Raw genomic sequence first — 17,159 nt, 5'->3', positions numbered from 1 at the left:
GCGGTAACGGCTACTGGCGGTTCCGCTCTTACAGCGGGTCACTTTCGAAAAGCGCGAAAGTAACCAAAGCGCTTTTGCCCCACCACTCGGCACCTCGCCTAGGCTCGGTGTGCCCTCACTCCGGCATTGCTCCGTGGGCCGCCGCGAAGGGCCATCCATGGCCCAGCGCGGCTATCCCGGCATCCATGCCGGGATGCCCACTGCGCAATGCCTGCGTTCGGCCAGCGTGGTTAACGGGGCGCCTAAGATCAAAAGCGCACCGAGGCGGCCTTATAGCCGGCCTGGTTTGGGTGGGACCGCGTTTCCCCTGTGGGAGCGAGCCTGCTCGCGAAGGCGGTGTCACTGGCGATGAAGATGTTGGATGGACTGGCCTCATCGCGAGCAAGCTTGCTCCCACAGGTTTTTTGTGTCGTGTGCAGATGCTGTGAACACCCACAAATCCTTGTGGGAGCGAGCTTGCTCGCGATAGCGGTGGTCCAGCCACATAGATGCTGGATATATACCCCGCTCTTGCTCTGCTTTAGATCTTGATCTTGATCTTGATCTTGATCTTGATCTTGATCTTGATCTTGATCTTGATCTTGATCTTGATCTGGACGCCCCATTAACCACGCTGGCCGAACGTGGGCATTGCGCAGTGGGCACCTCGGCATGGATGCCGAGGTAGCCGCGCTGGACCATGGATGGTCCTTCGCGGCGGGCCCACGGAGCAATGCCTACGTTCGGGCATGCCGAGCCTAGGCGAGGCACCGAGTGGTGGGGCAAAGCGCTTTTGGTTACTTTTGGCGCTCTTCCAAAAGTGACCCGCTGTAAGAGCGGAACCGCCAGCCGCCGTTACCGCAGCAACGGGTATACACACGAACCAACCCCCCCCACCTGCAACGAAATATCCAGTCCAGGACGAGAAGATCGACCCCCGCTGGGATCTGTTAAGCGCGGAATTCATGCCGCCTGGGAATACAGCTCCAAAACACTAATCCCAGTCAGCAGATCAGTCTCCGGCAAGTCAGCATGTTGATGACCACCGAGGGCGCAATACACCAGCCAATGTCGATCCTGCACATTAAAAGACAGACTGCCAACAAGGTTCTGTTGTTCTTCGCTCGGGCTGATGAGATAGAGACGATCCTGGTTCTCGGCGTGAAGCATGACGGATTCCGTGCAGGTTTGAAGGGCGACAGAGTGGCCTAATCAGATGACGAAACCGTGACGGACGAAATTAACCCAAGGCTTGATTGCGGACCCTGTGGCGAGGGAGCAAGCTCCCTCGCCACGAGTCACCAGGCCATTCTCCCTGCCGATCGTTACTGGTCGGAAAAAACGGCGCAGTACGGCAGGCTTTCGGTAGAATCCTCGCCCCGTTCGTAGACCCGGGCGCGTCCTGTCCGTTTTTTTGCTTGAGGTTTGTGATGTCGCTGCATGTGCTTTCGTTGTTCGCTGCCCACCCCGCCAAACTGATCAACCTGCTGGCGTTGCTGCTTGCCTGCCCTGGCGGCTGGGTGTTGCACGCAACGCGCCGTCGCGAACAACGGGCCCGGGCCTGCCTTGAAGCGCGTAATCGCGATAGCAACGAGCGATTCGAAGCGCTGCTGGATTTGGCCACCCAGCGCATGAACCGGTTTTTCTATCGTTTTGGTTTTGCCTGCCTGGCGCTGGCGCTGCTGGTGTCTTGGATCAGCACGCAGTTCTGATGAAATAACCCGTGGCGAGGGAGCTTGCTCCCGCTGGGCTGCGAAGCGGCCCCCTCGAAAGGCCAATCCATTCCCCCAGACTTAATCGCAAACCTGTTTTTTGCGATTGCTGCGCAATCGAGCGGGAGCAAGCTCCCTCGCCACGGCTTTATAGCGGCAATCCCGCCTTGACCCGATACTGATTACGCACCGGCGTCGCATATTGCTGCACCAGGAACGGCCGGTGTTCTTGCGGGCAAGCATCCAGCCGGCGTTGCCATTCTTCCTCGGCCTTGGCCAGCTCTTCGGTACCAAACACCTCGTCCGCCTTGGGCACCTGCAACTGCGGGTCGGCGTCGGCCCATTGGGCGTAGGCCAGGTAATGCACCGGGAACAGGCGATAGCCGCCGAGAATCTGCCGGTCCATCTCCAGGGCCAATTGCTTGGTGTCCTCGAACAGCTCGGTGATCGGCGCGGCGAAGTTCACGTGGACCCGACCCTTGTAGCCGGTGATGCCCTTGGCGATGCTCACGTCATCCTCGCCCGGTACCTTGGTGTAGGTACCGGTGGTAGCGCGAATGTACAGCTCGCGGGCCTTGGCCTGGTCGCACGGATCGTACTCGTAGCTGATCGACACGGGTGTGAGGTTCAGTGACCGGATCACCTCGCCAAACGGCTCGTCCTTGCGGCTCATGTGGAACATCTTGAGGATCGCCGATTCGGTACGGTCGTCGCCGTCCTTGGCCCGGCCCTCGGCCTGGGCGATCCAGATGGAGGCGCAATCGTTGCGGATCGAGTGGTTGATGTAGGCCGACAGCAATTGGTACGCCGCCATTTTTTCCCGCCGCCCGGTGATGGAGCGGTGCACGATGAAACTCTTGTTCAAGCGCATCAGGTCGCTGACGAATGGCTTTTGCAGCAGGTTATCGCCAATGGCGATGCGCGGGGTCGGCAGGCCGGCGTGGTACACGGCGTAGTTGACGAAGGCCGGGTCCATGACGATGTCGCGGTGGTTGGCGATGAACAGGTACGCACTGCCGGACTTGAATTGCTCCACCCCGGTGTAGGTCACGCCATCGGTGGCCCGCTCGATGGTGTGGTCGACGTAGAACTCCACCTTATCCTGCAAAGTGGCGACCGATGTCACTCCGGCGAACTCACGACGCAATCTTTGCGCTATAAGAGGTTTGAGCATCCAGCCGAAGGCGCCGGCCAGGCGTGGGAAGCGGAAGTGGGTGAGGATATCTAGAAACGCCTTGTCGCCGAGCAGCCGTGCCAGCACCGCTGGGACTTCGCTGTCGTCGTAAGGTCGGATGGCATCGAATTCGCCCATCATGCTCTCTTGTTGGAAACGGCTAGGGTAAGTAAAAGTGTGTTCGAAAAACCGACAGGGCAGGGGCTGAAACATCAGCCAGACACGAATAGCCCTGCAAATAGACCGGCGATTATACGCACAAGTCACCTGGGAGACCGCGATGCTGGAAAGCGCTCATTATGAATGTCCGTATTGTGGCGAAGGGGTTGAGACTGTCTTGGATCTGTCCGGCGGCGATCAGACCTACATTGAGGACTGTCAGGTTTGTTGCCGACCGATAACCTTTGTCCTGCAGGTCCATGGTGAAGAGTGGCATCTTGAGGTCTTTAGCGAAAACGAGTGATGGGGGCGCCCATGCAGCGAATCTACGAACTGGAAAACCTGATGGAAGGCGAACTGCTCCAAGGCATGCTCGCCAGCGAAGGCATCACGGCGCACCTGGTGGGCCGCGACCTGATGGGCGGAGCCGGGGAATTGCCGATGCAGGGCTTGCTGGGGCTGGCGGTGGAGGACGACCGGGCGCAATCCGCCCGGGAGTTGATCGCGGCCTACAATGCTGCGCTGCCCCTGCTCGGCGATGAACCGGACAGTTACCCGGGCACGCTGGTCTGCTAGGCTGGCGGCCGGTTGATCAAGAGTCGTGTTGCCCCATGTGTGGACGTTATGCCCTGTTTCGCTGGAACCCCACCTTCGCGGCCTTGCCCGGCTTTCCCGCCGACCAGAAGGCCCAATGGAATATTTCGCCCAACGATTCGGTGCTGATACTGCGTGCTGGCGCCGAGGGGCAGCGCGAACTGGCCCGGGCGCGCTGGGGCCTGACGCCGCCGTGGCTGACCGACCTGTCCCGCACACCCGCTCATGCCCGGGCGGAAACCGTGGCCGAGCAACCGATGTTTCGTGAAGCCTTGCGCCAGCGTCGCTGCCTGCTGCCGGCCAACGGCTTCTACGAATGGCGCGGCGGCACGCGCAAGCGTCCTTACTGGCTGACGCCGGGGGAGGGCTCGTCGTTGTTCTTTGCCGCGATCTGGGAGGCGTATCCGGTGCAGGAGCAGGTGTGGCTGAGTACGGCGGTCATCACCCAGCCTGCGGCAGGTCAGCGCCGGCCTTTGATCCTGGACGAAGAGGGCCAGCGCCTGTGGCTCGACCCCGAGACGCCGCTGTATGCGTTGCAAGGGTTGCTGGCCAGCGAGCCGGCGCAATTGCGCGAGCGGGTGTTGGCCAACATGGTCAATGATCCGAAGCTCAATGGGCCGGAGTGTCTGACTCCGGCTTGAGTTTCGTGGCGCCTGTGCCGGCCTCTTCGCGAGCAGGCTCGCTCCCACAGAGGGCTGCGGGTGCCTGAACAATGGTGTTCACCGCCAATCCCTGTGGGAGCCTGCTCGCGAAAGCGGTACACCCGCCACCAGTGCATCGCCAGACACACCGCCTTCGCGAGCAAGCTCGCTCCCACAGAGGGCTGCGGGTGCCTGAACAATGGTGTTTACCGCCAATCCCTGTGGGAGCCTGCTCGCGAAAGCGGTACACCCGCCACCAGTGCATCGCCTGACACACCGCCTTCGCGAGCAAGCCCGCTCCCACAGTGGGCTGCGGGTGTTACAGCAATGGTGTTCACCACTATTCCCTGTGGGAGCGAGCTTGCTCGCGATGAGGCCTCTGGATCAGACCCTGAACTGATTGATCAACCGTCGTTGCTGCTCCGCCAGTTTGGTCAACCCTGCACTGGCGGCGCTGGACTCATCGGCGCCGCTGGCGACTTCGTTCGCCACTTGCCCGATGTTGATCACGTTACGGTTGATATCATCGGCGACGGCGCTTTGTTCCTCGGCAGCGCTGGCGATCTGGGTGTTCATGTCGTTGATTACCGACACGGCCTGGGTGATCGTCTCCAGGGCCTGGGCCGCTTTTGCCGCGTGCTGCACGCTTTCGTCGGTGCGCTGCTGGCTGTCTTCCATCACTCGCACCACATCCCGGGTACCTTGTTGCAAATGCTGGATCATGGTCTGGATTTCTCCCGTGGCCTGCTGGGTCTTCTGCGCCAGGTTGCGCACTTCATCGGCCACCACCGCGAAACCACGACCTTGTTCACCGGCCCGGGCGGCTTCGATGGCGGCGTTCAGGGCCAGCAGGTTGGTCTGTTCGGCGATCCCACGAATCGCAGTCAGGATTGCGTTGATGTTCTCGCTGTCCTTGGCCAGGGTTTGCACCACGCCAACAGCCTTGCCGATTTCCACGGCGAGGGCGCCAATGGAGGTGGAGGTGTCCCGCACGATCTGCATGCCCTGGCTGGCGGCCTGGTCTGCATGACTGGCGGCTTGGGCAGCTTGGGTCGCGTTGCGAGCCACGTCCTGGGCAGTGGCAGTCATTTCGTGCACGGCGGTGGCGACCTGATCGATCTCCGACATTTGCTTGTGCACGCCCTGGTTGGTGCGGATCGCGATGTCGGCGGTGTGCTCCGACGAATCGCTGACGCTCTGCACCGAGGTCACCACCTGGCTGATCATCCCCTGCAACTTGCTCAGGAACGTATTGAAGCCCCTGGCAATCGCCCCCAGTTCATCGGCGCGGTCGCTCACCAGACGACGGGTCAGATCGCCTTCGCCCTGGGCGATGTCGTCGAGCATCGCCACCATTTGCTTGAGCGGTCGGGCAATGCCGTGGCCCACCAGCCAGATCACCAAGAGGCCGATACCGGCAATCACCAAGCCCACCATCGCCATGCCGAAAATATCGGTTTGGCGTTGCTCGTCCAGGTCTTTCTGCAACGCCTGCAGGTCGGCCATGACCGCATTCAGCGGTAACTGCAGCATCAGCGTCCAACGGGCGTTGGTCTCGCCGATGCCGAACGGCATGTACACCTCGATATGCCCATGTTCTTCGTCGATGTCGTAACGCACTTCGCCGGTGCCGAGCTTGGCCAAGTTGTCCAGTTCACTGGCATCGAGCAGGTCACTGGCCTTTTCCCCGAGTTTGCTCGGGTCCTTGGTGAAGGCCACCAGCCGGTTATTGCTGGAGAGCAGCGCCATTTCCCCCGCACCGTCGTACAGCTTGCCGTCGGCGGCGACGAGCATGTCCTGGATGAAGTTCACCGACAGGTCGGCGCCGACGATGCCCTGGAATTTGCCGTCGATCAGGATCGGTTCGATGAACGAAGCGAGCATGGTCATGGTGTCGCCCACGCGATAGGGCGCAGGGTCGATCACGCAGGCTTTCTTGCTGTCCTGGGAGCACAGGTAGTACTCACTGGCACGGATACCGGTGGAAAGCAGTTTCTGGTCGGTCACGTCGGCGAGTTTCTCCAGGCCCAGGGTGCCGTCCTGGTTGCGGAACCACCACGGCAGGAAACGCCCGTTGGTTTCCATGCCCAACACCGGGCTGTTCACATAATTGGCGTCGTCGTGGTCGATCGCGTTTGGCTCCCAGGCGATGTAGGCGCCGAGAATCTTCGGGTTGCGCACCACGGTTTCGCGCAGCAGGCTGATCATTTGCTCACGGGGCACCTTCAGTTGCGGGTTACCGTCCGTGCCGTTCATGCCCATCAAGGCATTGCTGGTGGCCAGGCCGCGGGCGAGCAACAGCGGCGCTTCCAGTTCCCGTTGGATCAGGCTGGCCTGGGTCCGGGCCAAAGCGCTGAGGCGTTGCTCGATGAGCTGTTCGAACTGCGCCTTGGTACGCTGTTGCACCATCTCCTGAGTGCGGGCGCCGGCAAACAGCGCGTACAGCACCAGGGCGCCGACCACGCTGAGCACGATGGCACCGGCCAGGGCGGCCACGGAAAACTGGATCGATTTGAATTTCATAAAGGCTCCGGACGCGAAGATGACGTCTGGAGCCTGTATCGGCGTTTCTGTGCAACGGCATGAGGCGCTGTTCGTCGGGTGACTGTTATGGCTTCGTAGGTGTCGCAAATGGACTGGATGGGGCTTGTCTGAAAAAAACGCCAAACCCTCGCTGTGTATCTGGCGCCGATACAAATCAACGCCTACGATACGCCCACGTTTCCAGGGAGCTTCTTAAGTATGAACAAGACATTGATGGTGAGTGCTCTGAGCGCGGCTTTGCTGCTCGCCGGTTGCCAGTCGGTCAACACCACCAGCGGTGGAGCCGTGGGCGTGGAGCGCAAGCAGTACATGTTCAGCATGCTGTCGACCGCTGAGGTCAACCAGATGTACGCCCAGTCCTATCAAAAGACCATGGGCGAGGCGAGCGCCCAAGGCGTACTGGACAAGACCAGCAGCGATGCCAAGCGCGTCCAGGCCATTTCCAGCCGGCTGATCAACCAGGCGCCGGTGTTCCGTCCGGATTCGGCGCAATGGAACTGGGAAGTGAACCTGATCAAGAGCGATGAGCTCAACGCCAGCTGCGGCCCCGGCGGGAAAATCATTTTCTACACGGGGTTGATCAACAAGCTGAAGCTCACCGACGATGAAATTGCCGCGATCATCGGCCATGAAATCGCCCACGCCCTGCGCGAACACGGGCGTGAAGCGATGTCCAAGGCCTATGGCATCGAGATGGCCAAGCAGGGCGCTGGCGCCCTATTCGGCCTGGGCCAGGACAGCCTGGCGTTGGCCGATACCGTCGCCAACTACGGCATGACCCTGCCCAACAGCCGCGGCAACGAGAACGAAGCCGACCTGATCGGCCTCGAACTGGCCGCCCGCGCCGGCTACAACCCGAACGCCGCGATCACCTTGTGGAACAAGATGGCCAAGGCGTCGGAAGGGGCACCGCCGGAATTCATGAGCACCCACCCATCATCGGACAGCCGGATCGCTTCGTTGCAGGCGGCGATTCCGAAGGTGATGCCGCTTTATCAGCAGGCCAAGAAATAAGCATCGTCATGCGGTGAGGCTGCCGGCCTCATCGCGAGCAAGCTCGCTCCCACAATGATCTGCAGTGAGCACAATCGTGTGAACACCCGCAGCACTGTGGGAGCTTGCTCGCGATGAACGATGACGCGGTATCAAACCCACCCACTGCTCTGCATCGCTTTGTACACCGCGACGAGCGCCAGGACGAAAAATGCCGAGGCGGCCAGGCGGCGGATCAGCGTCAGGGGCAGTTTCTCTGCGGCGAAATTGCCTGCCAGTACCACCGGCACGTTGGCAATCAGCATGCCCACGGTGGTGCCGATGATCACCAGCCACAGCTCTGGGTATTGCGCCGCGAGCATCACCGTGGCGATCTGCGTCTTGTCACCGATTTCCGCGAGGAAGAACGCGATCAGCGTGGTCAGGAACGGCCCGAACTTGCGAGCGGTGTTGGCTTCTTCGTCGTCCAGCTTGTCCGGGACCAGGGTCCACAGCGCCGTGGCCGCGAAGCTCGCTGCCAGGATCCAGTGCAAGACCGCATCCGAAAAAATACTGCCGACCCAGGCCCCCACCGCTCCGGCCGCCGCATGGTTGGCGAGCGTCGCCGCAACGATGCCGGCGATGATCGGCCAGGGTTTGCGAAAGCGAGCCGCAAGAATGAGCGCGAGCAATTGCGTCTTGTCGCCGATTTCGGCCAGCGCAACGATAGCGGTAGGTACGAGGAGAGAGTCCAGCATCAGGTGATTCCTAGAGGGGCGGGTCGACACGGCTATGACACGTACAGCCTTCCCGCCCCGGGTAAGGTGTGCGTGTCATAGGTCTTGTCAAACCCAGCGACCATCTGCGTGGACGCTTGGGCCGCATACGCCATGGTCTGCTGACCAAGTATGTTGACGTATGCCGGGCGAGCAGGGTGCTCGCGGGAGACTACTCCCCTAGGACGGAGCGGATTCTGCCTAGGCAAATCCGATTGAGCAAGTGCTGTTTTTTAAAAAAGGTTTCAGCCGCGCTTGGCCCGGTAGATGCGGAAACCCTGGCCCTCGGCCTTGATTGCACACACCCCCAAATGCTCCTCGATCAGCGGTTGGTACTTGAGGAAGCTGTTGGCGACCAGTCGCAGTTCGCCGCCGTTTTTCAGATGTTTGGCCGCTTTTCGCAGCAGGTTTTCCGTGGCGTGGTAATCGGTGTGCACGCCGACATGGAACGGCGGATTGCTCAGAATCGCGCTCAACCCCATCGGCGCGGCGTCGATCCCGTCACCGGTCAGCACCTCGGCTTCCAGGCCGTTGGCCGCCAGGGTCAGGCGACTGCTGGCGGCGGCGAATGCATCCACGTCCAACAGGGTGACGGTGTTGTGCGGGTAGCGACGCTTGACCGCCGCTCCCAGTACACCGGCCCCGCAGCCGAAGTCCAGCAAATGGCCGCTGGGCAGTTTGTCCAGGTGTTCCAACAGCAGTGCACTGCCGCGATCCAGGCGACCATGGCTGAACACCCCCGGCAGGCTGATGACCTTCAGTGGGCCTTCGACCAGGGGCAACTCGTAGGTCTGGGCCAGGCTTTCCAGAGGCGTTGCCTCAGGGGCGTTGGCGACGGTGACTTGCCACAGCTGGCAATGCCGGGCGCTGTCGAGCTTGCGCGGCTTGCCGAGCGGGTTGAGCTGCTTGGACGCGCCTTCGATGCCGCTGCGTTTTTCCCCCACCAGGTACACCTCGCGACCGGCCAGGCGCGCCGCCACGGCATTGAGGATGTAATCGGTCAGGTCCTTGGCCTTGGGCAGGAACACCACGGCGGTGTCGAACCCACGCTCGGGTACGTTTACGCCAAAGTGACTGCGCTCGGGGAAGCGGGCATCCAGCGCGGCCTGGTCACCGGCGTGCCAGCACCAGCCATGGGCCTCCGGCAGACGGCCGAGCAGATCGTCGGCGGGCAGGCCGGCCAGCAAGACCGAACCCTGGAATAACTCGGCCTGACGAAGCAGTACTTCACTGCGCGGATCCATGGTCTGCTCCTTGAAAAAAAGTGCGGCAGTTTATCAACTGACGACCCGTCGTGCTGTACCGCTGAAAAAGCCCTCGGCGTTTTCGCTCATTTGGCCGACGATCCGTTGCCTCGCTTCACGGCTGCCCCAGGCGTTGTGGGGCGTGACGATCAGCCGGGGAATATCAGCGGCCAACAATGGGTTGCCCTGGGTGGGCGGCTCAACGCTCAACACGTCGGTGGCGGCGCCGCCCAGGTGGCCGTTGCGCAGTGCCTCGGCGAGGGCCTGTTCGTCGATCAGGCCGCCGCGGGCGGTATTGACCACGAAGGCACCCGGCTTGAGCAACGCCAGCTCCCGGGCGCCGATGAAGTGTCGGGTGTGCTCGTTGAGCGGGCAGTGCAGGGTCAGGGCGTCGACTTGCGGCAGCAACTGATCCAGTGGCAAGCGGTCGGAGCGGGCAGGGCGCCCGGGAATCTGCCCCAGCAACACGCGCATGCCAAAGGCTTCGGCCAACCGCCCGACGGCGCTGCCCAGTTCACCGTGGCCCAGCAAGCCCAGGGTCTTGCCTTGCAGTTCGACAATCGGATAGTCCAACAGGCAGAACTGCGCGGCCTGCTGCCAACGTCCTTCAGCCACTGCTTTTTGATAGTCGGCCAGGCGTGTCGCCAGGTTCAGCAACAGCATGATCGTGTGCTGGGCCACCGACGGCGTGCCGTAGCCCTGGCAATTGCACACGGTGATGCCCTGCTCACGCGCGGCGGCCAGGTCGACGTTGTTGGTGCCGGTGGCACTGATCAGGATCAGTTTCAGCTCGGGGTTGGCGGCCATGGCCGCTGCATCGATCACGACTTTATTGGTGATCGCCACCGTGGCGCCCTTGAGCCGTCCGGCCACCTGCTCCGGCGTGGTCCGGTCGAACAATTGCAGTTCGCCGAAGCACTTGCGCAGCGGGCCCAGGTCCAGGTCGCCAAGGTCCAGGGAAGGGTGGTCGAGAAAAACTGCGCGGGCGATGTTTGTCATCAGCTGTACCTTTTCCGTGATGATCCGAAGGCGTAATGTGGCGAGCCTATCAGATGAATGCGGCCCTGGCGCCGAACACCCGTGGCGAGGGAGCTTGCTCCCGCTGGCCTGCGAGCAGGCCCAATAAACCGCGAGCGACTGCTGCGCAGTCGAGCGGGAGCAAGCTCCCTCGCCACGGTATTCACTTAACAAGACCTACCCTCCAGGAGCCCCCCATGTACCTCACCGAATTCCTCACCGTCGCCCTGATCCATCTGCTGGCCGTCGCCAGCCCCGGGCCGGATTTTGCTGTGGTGGTGCGTGAAAGCGTGACCCATGGCCGACGTGCCGGGACCTGGACGGCGCTGGGCGTAGGCACGGCGATTTTCCTGCACGTTGGCTATTCGCTGCTGGGTATTGGCCTGATCGTGTCCCAGTCGATCGTGCTGTTCAACGCGCTGAAATGGGCCGCCGCCGCGTACCTGCTGTACATCGGCTTCAAGGCGTTGCGCGCGAAACCGGCCAAGCCGACGGCGGAAAACCTGCACAAAGAGGTCGGTGAACGTACCGCCCGCGGCGCATTCACCTCGGGCTTCGTCACCAATGGCCTGAACCCCAAGGCAACGCTGTTCTTCCTTTCGCTGTTCACCGTGGTGATCAACCCCCATACACCGTTGGCGATCCAGGCCGGCTACGGTGTGTACCTGGCGGTCGCGACGGCGGTCTGGTTCTGCCTGGTGGCCATGCTGTTCAGCCAGCAGCGGGTGCGCGCCGGGTTTGCCCGCATGGGCCATTGGTTCGACCGGACCATGGGCGCGGTACTGGTCGCTATCGGCGTGAAACTGGCGTTTACCGAGATGCATTGACGGCCCCCTGTCGCTGCACGGACATGGCTCAAGGCTAGTATTTACGCGCGAATCAAATCATTCCTTTGGCTGATTTGATCCGTGTATAAGCACTCTAGAGTGCTCACTTCCAGCCAAGACCGTGCAGTCAGAAAAGGGACTCTTATGTTACAGACTCGCGTTATTCCGCCAGCCGAAGGCGCTTATCAATATCCGCTGCTGATCAAGCGGCTACTGATGTCCGGTGCGCGTTACGAGAAAACCCGCGAGATCATTTACCGTGACCAGTTGCGCTACAGCTATCCAACGCTGATCGAACGGGTCGCGCGGCTGGCCAATGTGCTGACCGAGGCCGGGGTCAAGGCCGGTGATACCGTGGCGGTGATGGACTGGGACAGCCATCGTTACCTGGAATGCATGTTCGCGATCCCGATGATCGGCGCGGTGATCCACACCATCAACGTGCGCCTGTCACCGGAGCAGATCCTCTACACCATGAACCACGCCGAGGACCGCTTCGTGCTGGTCAACAGTGAGTTCCTCGGCTTGTACCAGGCGATCGCCGGGCACCTGACCACGGTGCAGAAGACGCTGCTGCTGACCGACCTGCCGGAAAAAACCGCCGACTTGCCGAACCTGGTGGGTGAATACGAACAACTACTCGCCGCCGCCAGCCCCGTCTACGACTTCCTGGATTTCGACGAAAACTCCGTCGCCACCACGTTCTACACCACTGGCACCACGGGTAATCCCAAGGGCGTGTACTTCACCCATCGGCAACTGGTGCTGCACACCATGGGCGTGGCGACCATCATGGGCTCCATCGACAGCGTGCGGCTGCTGGGCACCAACGACGTGTACATGCCGATCACGCCGATGTTCCATGTCCACGCCTGGGGTTTGCCCTACGTGGCGACCATGCTCGGGCTCAAGCAGGTCTATCCTGGCCGCTACGATCCGGAGTTTCTCGTCCAGTTGTGGCGCAAGGAGAAAGTCACCTTTTCCCATTGCGTGCCGACCATCCTGCAAATGCTCCTCAACGCCAAGGGCGCCCAGGGCACGGATTTTGGCGGCTGGAAGATCGTCATCGGCGGCAGCGCCTTGAACCGCAGCCTGTACGACGCGGCCAAGGCCAGTGGCATCCAGCTCACCGCGGCCTATGGCATGTCGGAAACCGGCCCGCTGGTGTCCTGCGCTCACCTCAATGACGAACTGATGGCCGGCAGCGAAGACGAACGCACCACCTACCGGATCAAGGCTGGCGTGCCGGGGCCGTTGGTGGAGGCGGCGATCGTCGACTCCGAGGGCCGTTTCCTGCCTGCCGACGGCGAGACCCAGGGCGAACTGGTGCTGCGTGCGCCGTGGCTCAGCGAGGGCTATTTCAACGAGCCGCAGAAGGGCGCCGAGCTCTGGGCCGGCGGCTGGCTGCACACCGGTGACGTCGCCACGCTCGACAACATGGGCTTTATCGACATCCGCGACCGCATCAAGGATGTGATCAAGACCGGCGGCGAATGGATTTCCTCCCTGGACCTGGAAGACCTCATCAGTCGTCACGTGGCGGTACGCGAAGTAGCAGTGGTAGGCATCCCCGACCCGCAGTGGGGCGAACGGCCATTTGCCTTGCTGGTGATTCGCGAAGGGCATCAGATTGGGGCTCGTGAGCTCAAGGAACACCTCAAGCCGTTCGTCGAGCTGGGGCACCTGAGCAAGTGGGCGATCCCGAGCCAGATCGCCCTTGTTACGGAAATTCCCAAGACCAGCGTCGGCAAGCTCGACAAGAAGCGCATCCGCGTCGACATCACCGAATGGCAGAGCAACAACAGCACCTTCCTCTCGACGCTCTAAACACTTTTGCCGTGCCCGAAAGGGCGCGGCAGCCCCACCAAGCAAGCGCTTGCCTTGTCAAACCGAAAATTTCAGCCATCCTTGCCGTGTCGACACCTGTCGGCCTGGCATAAGGACTGTTCCAGAGTGGTCGAGGCTACAAATCACACTTTAGAGGGATCAAGCAGTACTCCCTGCTGGATATAGTCCGCGTAAGAATTTTCAAAAACGGGACGCTCGTACTAAACGGGCGCTGCGACTTTGAACGGAAGGCGGGGCATGCCATTTCCAGCCGTTGAAAGCGTTCTTTGAAAATCCTGTCTGCCATAACAATAAAGCACATGGAGTAGCGTCGATGACCACAGCAAATACGTTCTGGCGCCGGGCAAAACTGCCTTTGGCGGTCAGTCTTGCCTCTTCGCTCGCCGGCCCAGCATTCGGCGTCAGTTTCAACATCGGTGAAATCGAAGGCCAGTTCGACTCGTCCCTGTCGGTGGGGGCGAGCTGGTCGACGGCCAATGCCAATAAAGACCTGATCGGCGTCAACAACGGCGGCCGGGGCCTGTCGCAGACCTCCGATGACGGTCATTTGAACTTCAAGCGCGGAGAAACCTTCTCGAAGATCTTCAAGGGTATTCACGACCTGGAGCTGAAGTACGGCGATACCGGCGTGTTTGTGCGCGGCAAATACTGGTACGACTTTGAGCTCAAGGACGAAAACCGCCTGTACAAGGACATCAGTGACAACAACCGCAAGGAAGGCGCCAAGTCGTCCGGCGGACAGATTCTCGATGCGTTTGTCTACCACAACTATGCGATTGCCGATCAGCCAGGCTCGGTGCGTTTGGGCAAGCAGGTGGTCAGTTGGGGTGAAAGTACCTTCATCCAGGGTGGCATCAACTCCATCAACCCGGTCGATGTGTCTGCGTTCCGTCGTCCCGGTGCCGAGGTCAAGGAGGGTCTGATCCCGGTCAACATGTTCTATGTGTCCCAGAGCCTGACCGACAACCTGTCGGCTGAAGCGTTCTACCAAATTGAGTGGGATCAGACTGTTGTCGATAACTGCGGGACGTTCTTTTCCCAGCCGGATGTGATTGCCGATGGCTGTGACAATAACCTGCGGGTGTTGAGTAAACGTTCCACTATCCCTGGCTTCGCCTTGCCGATCCTGGCCGGAAACGGGGTGGATGTGAACGAGGAAGGGGTTCTGGTCCGTCGTGGTGCTGATCGTGATGCCCGTGATGGCGGCCAATGGGGCGCGTCCTTGAAGTACATGTTCGAGCCGCTGGACACCGAATTCGGTGCCTACTTCATGAACTACCACAGTCGCGCGCCGATTTTCAGTGCTACCGGTGCTTCACAGGCGGTCTACAACAGCGCACCACTCTTTGGCGGTCTGGCGCCGCTGATCGTAGCGGGTAACTCGCAGTATTTTGTCGAGTATCCAGAAGATATCCGCCTTTATGGCTTGAGTTTCTCTACGACCTTGCCTACTGGTACGGCGTGGAGCGGTGAACTGAGCTATCGCCCGAATGCTCCGGTACAACTGAGCACCACCGATGTTCTTTTCGCCGGCGTTCGTCCGATCGGTGGTCCTGGGGGGCCCTTCGACGACGCTTCGCTGCTCACGGGTGTGCCAGGCCAGGACCTGCACGGCTATCGCCGCAAGGAAATCACCCAGTTCCAGACCACCTTCACCCACTTCCTCGATCAAGTCATGGGCGCCAGTCGTCTGACCCTGGTGGGTGAAATTGGCGTGACGCATGTGGGTGGACTGGAAAGCAAATCCGACGTTCGCTACGGCCGTGATCCGGTGTTCGGTCCAGGCGAGTTGCCAAATGGTTTCTGCACCGCGCTCAACGGCTCGACCGCTGCAGGTGGCGGCCAGACCAGCGGCGACGTGAACAGTAACTGCAACAATGACGGCTTCACCACCTCCACTTCCTGGGGCTACCGTGCCCGTGCCATCTGGGAATACCCGGACGTCTTCGCCGGCGTGAACCTCAAGCCCAACGTGGCCTGGTCCCATGACGTCAAAGGCTACTCGCCAGGCCCTGGCGGCAACTTCGAAGAAGGTCGCAAGGCTGTCAGCCTCGGGCTGGATGCCGAGTATCAGAACACCTACAACGCGAGCCTGGCTTACACCAACTTCTTTGGTGGTGACTTCAGCACCGTGGATGATCGCGACTTCCTGGCGCTCAGCGTCGGCGTGACCTTCTAAGCACAGTATTTCAGGACGACACACTATGAAAATAACAAAGAGTCTGATGCAGGCCGGTATTTTGGGGCTATCCCTGCTGGCCGCCAGCGTCATGGCGGCAGTGCCTGCTACCGAGGCTGACAAACTGGGCAAGAGCTTGACGCCGATGGGCGCTGAGATGGCTGGCAATGCCGATGGTTCGATTTCGGCCTGGAAACCCATGGCCAAGAATGCCGCCGCCGTGGACGGCAAGGGCTTCCTCGCCGACCCGTTCGCCAGTGAGAAACCGCTGTTCACCATCACCGCGCAGAACGTCGAGCAGTACAAGGCTAAGCTCGCCCCGGGCCAGTACGCGATGTTCAAGCGCTACCCGGAAACCTTCAAGATGCCGGTCTACCCGACCCATCGTGGCGCCACCGTGCCGGATGAGGTGTTCGCCTCTATCAAGAAAAACGCGGTCAACACCAAGCTGGTGTCCGGCGGTAACGGCCTGGAGAACTTCGAGACGGCCGTGCCGTTCCCGATTCCCCAGAGCGGCGTTGAAGTGATCTGGAACCACATCACCCGTTATCGCGGTGGCAGCGTGACGCGCCTGGTGACCCAGGCCACGCCGCAACCCAACGGCTCCTACAGCCTGGTGTACTTCCGGGACCAGTTCGTGTTCCGCGACAAGATGAAGGATTTCGATCCGGCCAACCCTGGCAACATCCTGTTCTACTTCAAGCAGCAAGTGACCGCGCCGGCGCGCCTGGCCGGGGGCGTACTGCTGGTGCACGAAACCCTCGATCAGGTGAAGGAGCCCCGTTCGGCCTGGGTCTACAACGCCGGCCAGCGTCGTGTGCGCCGTGCACCGCAGGTGTCCTATGACGGCCCGGGTACTGCCGCCGACGGCCTGCGTACCTCCGACAACCTGGACATGTACAACGGTGCGCCGGACCGCTACGACTGGAAGCTGGAAGGCAAGAAAGAGCTTTACATTGCCTCCAACAGCTACAAGATCGATTCTCCGCAGCTCAAGTACGCCGACATCATCAAGGCCGGCCACATCAACCAGGACCTGACTCGCTATGAGCTGCGCCGGGTCTGGCACGTGACCGCGACCCTGAAGGAAGGCCAGCGCCACATCTACGCCAAGCGTGACTTCTACATTGACGAAGACACCTGGCAAGCGGCGGTGATCGACCATTACGACGGTCGTGGCCAGCTGTGGCGCGTGGCTGAGGCCCATGCCGAGAACTACTACGACAAGCAAGTGCCGTGGTACGCCCTGGAAACCCTCTACGACCTGCAGTCCGGCCGCTACCTGGCCCTGGGCATGAAAAACGAAGAGAAATCAGCCTACGACTTCGGCTTCACCGCCACCACGGCCGACTTCACCCCGAACGCACTGCGTCAGGAGGGCATCCGCTAAATCGCTTTACCGAGGCCGCATCCTCGAAGAAACGCCCCGACCTGGTTCGGGGCGTTTTTTTGGGATGCGCTAAACACAAAACCCGTGGAGAGGGAGCTTGCTC

The 17,159-nt window shown here is 61.1% G+C and carries 15 protein-coding genes, 1 pseudogene and 1 riboswitch; of the genes and pseudogenes, 9 read left to right on the top strand and 7 right to left on the bottom strand.

The features are described from left to right. Positions 1 to 942 precede the first annotated feature (942 nt). A complete protein-coding gene (locus QNH97_RS23660) occupies positions 943 to 1,149 on the bottom strand; it encodes a hypothetical protein (RefSeq protein WP_025215433.1) in 207 nt (68 codons plus the stop codon). 260 nt (positions 1,150 to 1,409) lie between these two features. Between QNH97_RS23660 and QNH97_RS23655 the strand changes: the two genes are divergently transcribed. Continuing rightward, complete coding sequence (locus QNH97_RS23655) at positions 1,410 to 1,691, top strand: hypothetical protein (protein WP_283554151.1); 282 nt, start codon at positions 1,410 to 1,412, stop codon at positions 1,689 to 1,691. A gap of 148 nt (positions 1,692 to 1,839) precedes the next feature. On the opposite strand, the gene QNH97_RS23650 is transcribed toward QNH97_RS23655, so the two are convergent. Beyond that, on the bottom strand, positions 1,840 to 3,006 hold the full coding sequence (locus QNH97_RS23650; RefSeq protein ID WP_283554150.1) for a 1-acyl-sn-glycerol-3-phosphate acyltransferase: 1,167 nt from the start codon (positions 3,004 to 3,006) through the stop codon (positions 1,840 to 1,842). Positions 3,007 to 3,145: 139 nt separating this feature from the next. Between QNH97_RS23650 and QNH97_RS23645 the strand changes: the two genes are divergently transcribed. From QNH97_RS23645 to QNH97_RS23635, 3 genes are read left to right on the top strand one after another with little or no spacing between them, the layout of a single operon-like run. Further along, positions 3,146 to 3,328 (top strand): CPXCG motif-containing cysteine-rich protein, encoded by a 183-nt coding sequence (locus tag QNH97_RS23645; RefSeq protein WP_283554149.1) that lies wholly within the window; start codon positions 3,146 to 3,148, stop codon positions 3,326 to 3,328. An 11-nt stretch (positions 3,329 to 3,339) separates the two neighbouring features. Beyond that, on the top strand, positions 3,340 to 3,600 hold the full coding sequence (locus tag QNH97_RS23640; RefSeq protein ID WP_265029783.1) for a putative signal transducing protein: 261 nt from the start codon (positions 3,340 to 3,342) through the stop codon (positions 3,598 to 3,600). A 35-nt stretch (positions 3,601 to 3,635) separates the two neighbouring features. After that, positions 3,636 to 4,259, top strand: a complete 624-nt coding sequence (locus QNH97_RS23635; RefSeq protein WP_283554148.1) for an SOS response-associated peptidase — start codon at positions 3,636 to 3,638, stop codon at positions 4,257 to 4,259. Positions 4,260 to 4,643: 384 nt separating this feature from the next. Here the strand turns inward: QNH97_RS23635 and QNH97_RS29640 are convergent, their stop codons facing one another. Together QNH97_RS29640 and QNH97_RS29635 are read right to left on the bottom strand one after the other, a co-directional pair. Then, positions 4,644 to 5,348 carry a methyl-accepting chemotaxis protein gene (locus tag QNH97_RS29640; protein ID WP_502944553.1) on the bottom strand — a complete coding sequence of 235 codons (705 nt, stop codon included), beginning with the start codon at positions 5,346 to 5,348 and terminating at the stop codon, positions 4,644 to 4,646. A gap of 201 nt (positions 5,349 to 5,549) precedes the next feature. Beyond that, positions 5,550 to 5,606, bottom strand: a pseudogene (locus tag QNH97_RS29635) (hypothetical protein); the annotation flags it as partial. Between the two features lie 1,395 nt (positions 5,607 to 7,001). Between QNH97_RS29635 and QNH97_RS23625 the strand changes: the two are divergent. Then, entirely contained in the window at positions 7,002 to 7,817 is an 816-nt protein-coding gene (locus QNH97_RS23625) for a M48 family metallopeptidase (protein WP_283554146.1), read from the top strand. Positions 7,818 to 7,948: 131 nt separating this feature from the next. Here the strand turns inward: QNH97_RS23625 and QNH97_RS23620 are convergent, their stop codons facing one another. The 3 genes from QNH97_RS23620 to QNH97_RS23610 all read right to left on the bottom strand — a co-directional run bounded on the left by QNH97_RS23620 (position 7,949) and on the right by QNH97_RS23610 (position 10,794). Next, positions 7,949 to 8,533 carry a TMEM165/GDT1 family protein gene (locus QNH97_RS23620; protein ID WP_283554145.1) on the bottom strand — a complete coding sequence of 195 codons (585 nt, stop codon included), beginning with the start codon at positions 8,531 to 8,533 and terminating at the stop codon, positions 7,949 to 7,951. 89 nt (positions 8,534 to 8,622) lie between these two features. Continuing rightward, a riboswitch (yybP-ykoY riboswitch) is annotated at positions 8,623 to 8,745 on the bottom strand. 51 nt (positions 8,746 to 8,796) lie between these two features. Beyond that, the gene (locus QNH97_RS23615) at positions 8,797 to 9,795 is read right to left on the bottom strand and encodes a methyltransferase (protein ID WP_283554144.1); all 999 of its coding nucleotides are present in this window, start codon (positions 9,793 to 9,795) and stop codon (positions 8,797 to 8,799) included. A 33-nt stretch (positions 9,796 to 9,828) separates the two neighbouring features. Then, on the bottom strand, positions 9,829 to 10,794 hold the full coding sequence (locus QNH97_RS23610; protein WP_283554143.1) for a 2-hydroxyacid dehydrogenase: 966 nt from the start codon (positions 10,792 to 10,794) through the stop codon (positions 9,829 to 9,831). Between the two features lie 215 nt (positions 10,795 to 11,009). On the opposite strand from QNH97_RS23610, the gene QNH97_RS23605 reads away from it, so the two are divergent. The 4 genes from QNH97_RS23605 to QNH97_RS23590 all read left to right on the top strand — a co-directional run bounded on the left by QNH97_RS23605 (position 11,010) and on the right by QNH97_RS23590 (position 17,056). Further along, positions 11,010 to 11,639: a LysE family translocator gene (locus tag QNH97_RS23605; protein ID WP_283554142.1), complete on the top strand. Its 630-nt coding sequence runs from the start codon at positions 11,010 to 11,012 to the stop codon at positions 11,637 to 11,639. A gap of 144 nt (positions 11,640 to 11,783) precedes the next feature. Continuing rightward, complete coding sequence (locus QNH97_RS23600; RefSeq protein ID WP_283554141.1) at positions 11,784 to 13,466, top strand: fatty acid--CoA ligase; 1,683 nt, start codon at positions 11,784 to 11,786, stop codon at positions 13,464 to 13,466. A 334-nt stretch (positions 13,467 to 13,800) separates the two neighbouring features. Beyond that, entirely contained in the window at positions 13,801 to 15,666 is a 1,866-nt protein-coding gene (locus QNH97_RS23595) for a DUF1302 domain-containing protein (protein WP_283554140.1), read from the top strand. Positions 15,667 to 15,691: 25 nt separating this feature from the next. Further along, the gene (locus QNH97_RS23590) at positions 15,692 to 17,056 is read left to right on the top strand and encodes a DUF1329 domain-containing protein (protein ID WP_283554139.1); all 1,365 of its coding nucleotides are present in this window, start codon (positions 15,692 to 15,694) and stop codon (positions 17,054 to 17,056) included. The last annotated feature ends 103 nt before the right edge of the window (positions 17,057 to 17,159 follow it).

The organism is Pseudomonas sp. G2-4 (assembly GCF_030064125.1).
Classification (GTDB): domain Bacteria; phylum Pseudomonadota; class Gammaproteobacteria; order Pseudomonadales; family Pseudomonadaceae; genus Aquipseudomonas.
This window is presented reverse-complemented; position numbering and strand designations above follow the sequence as displayed.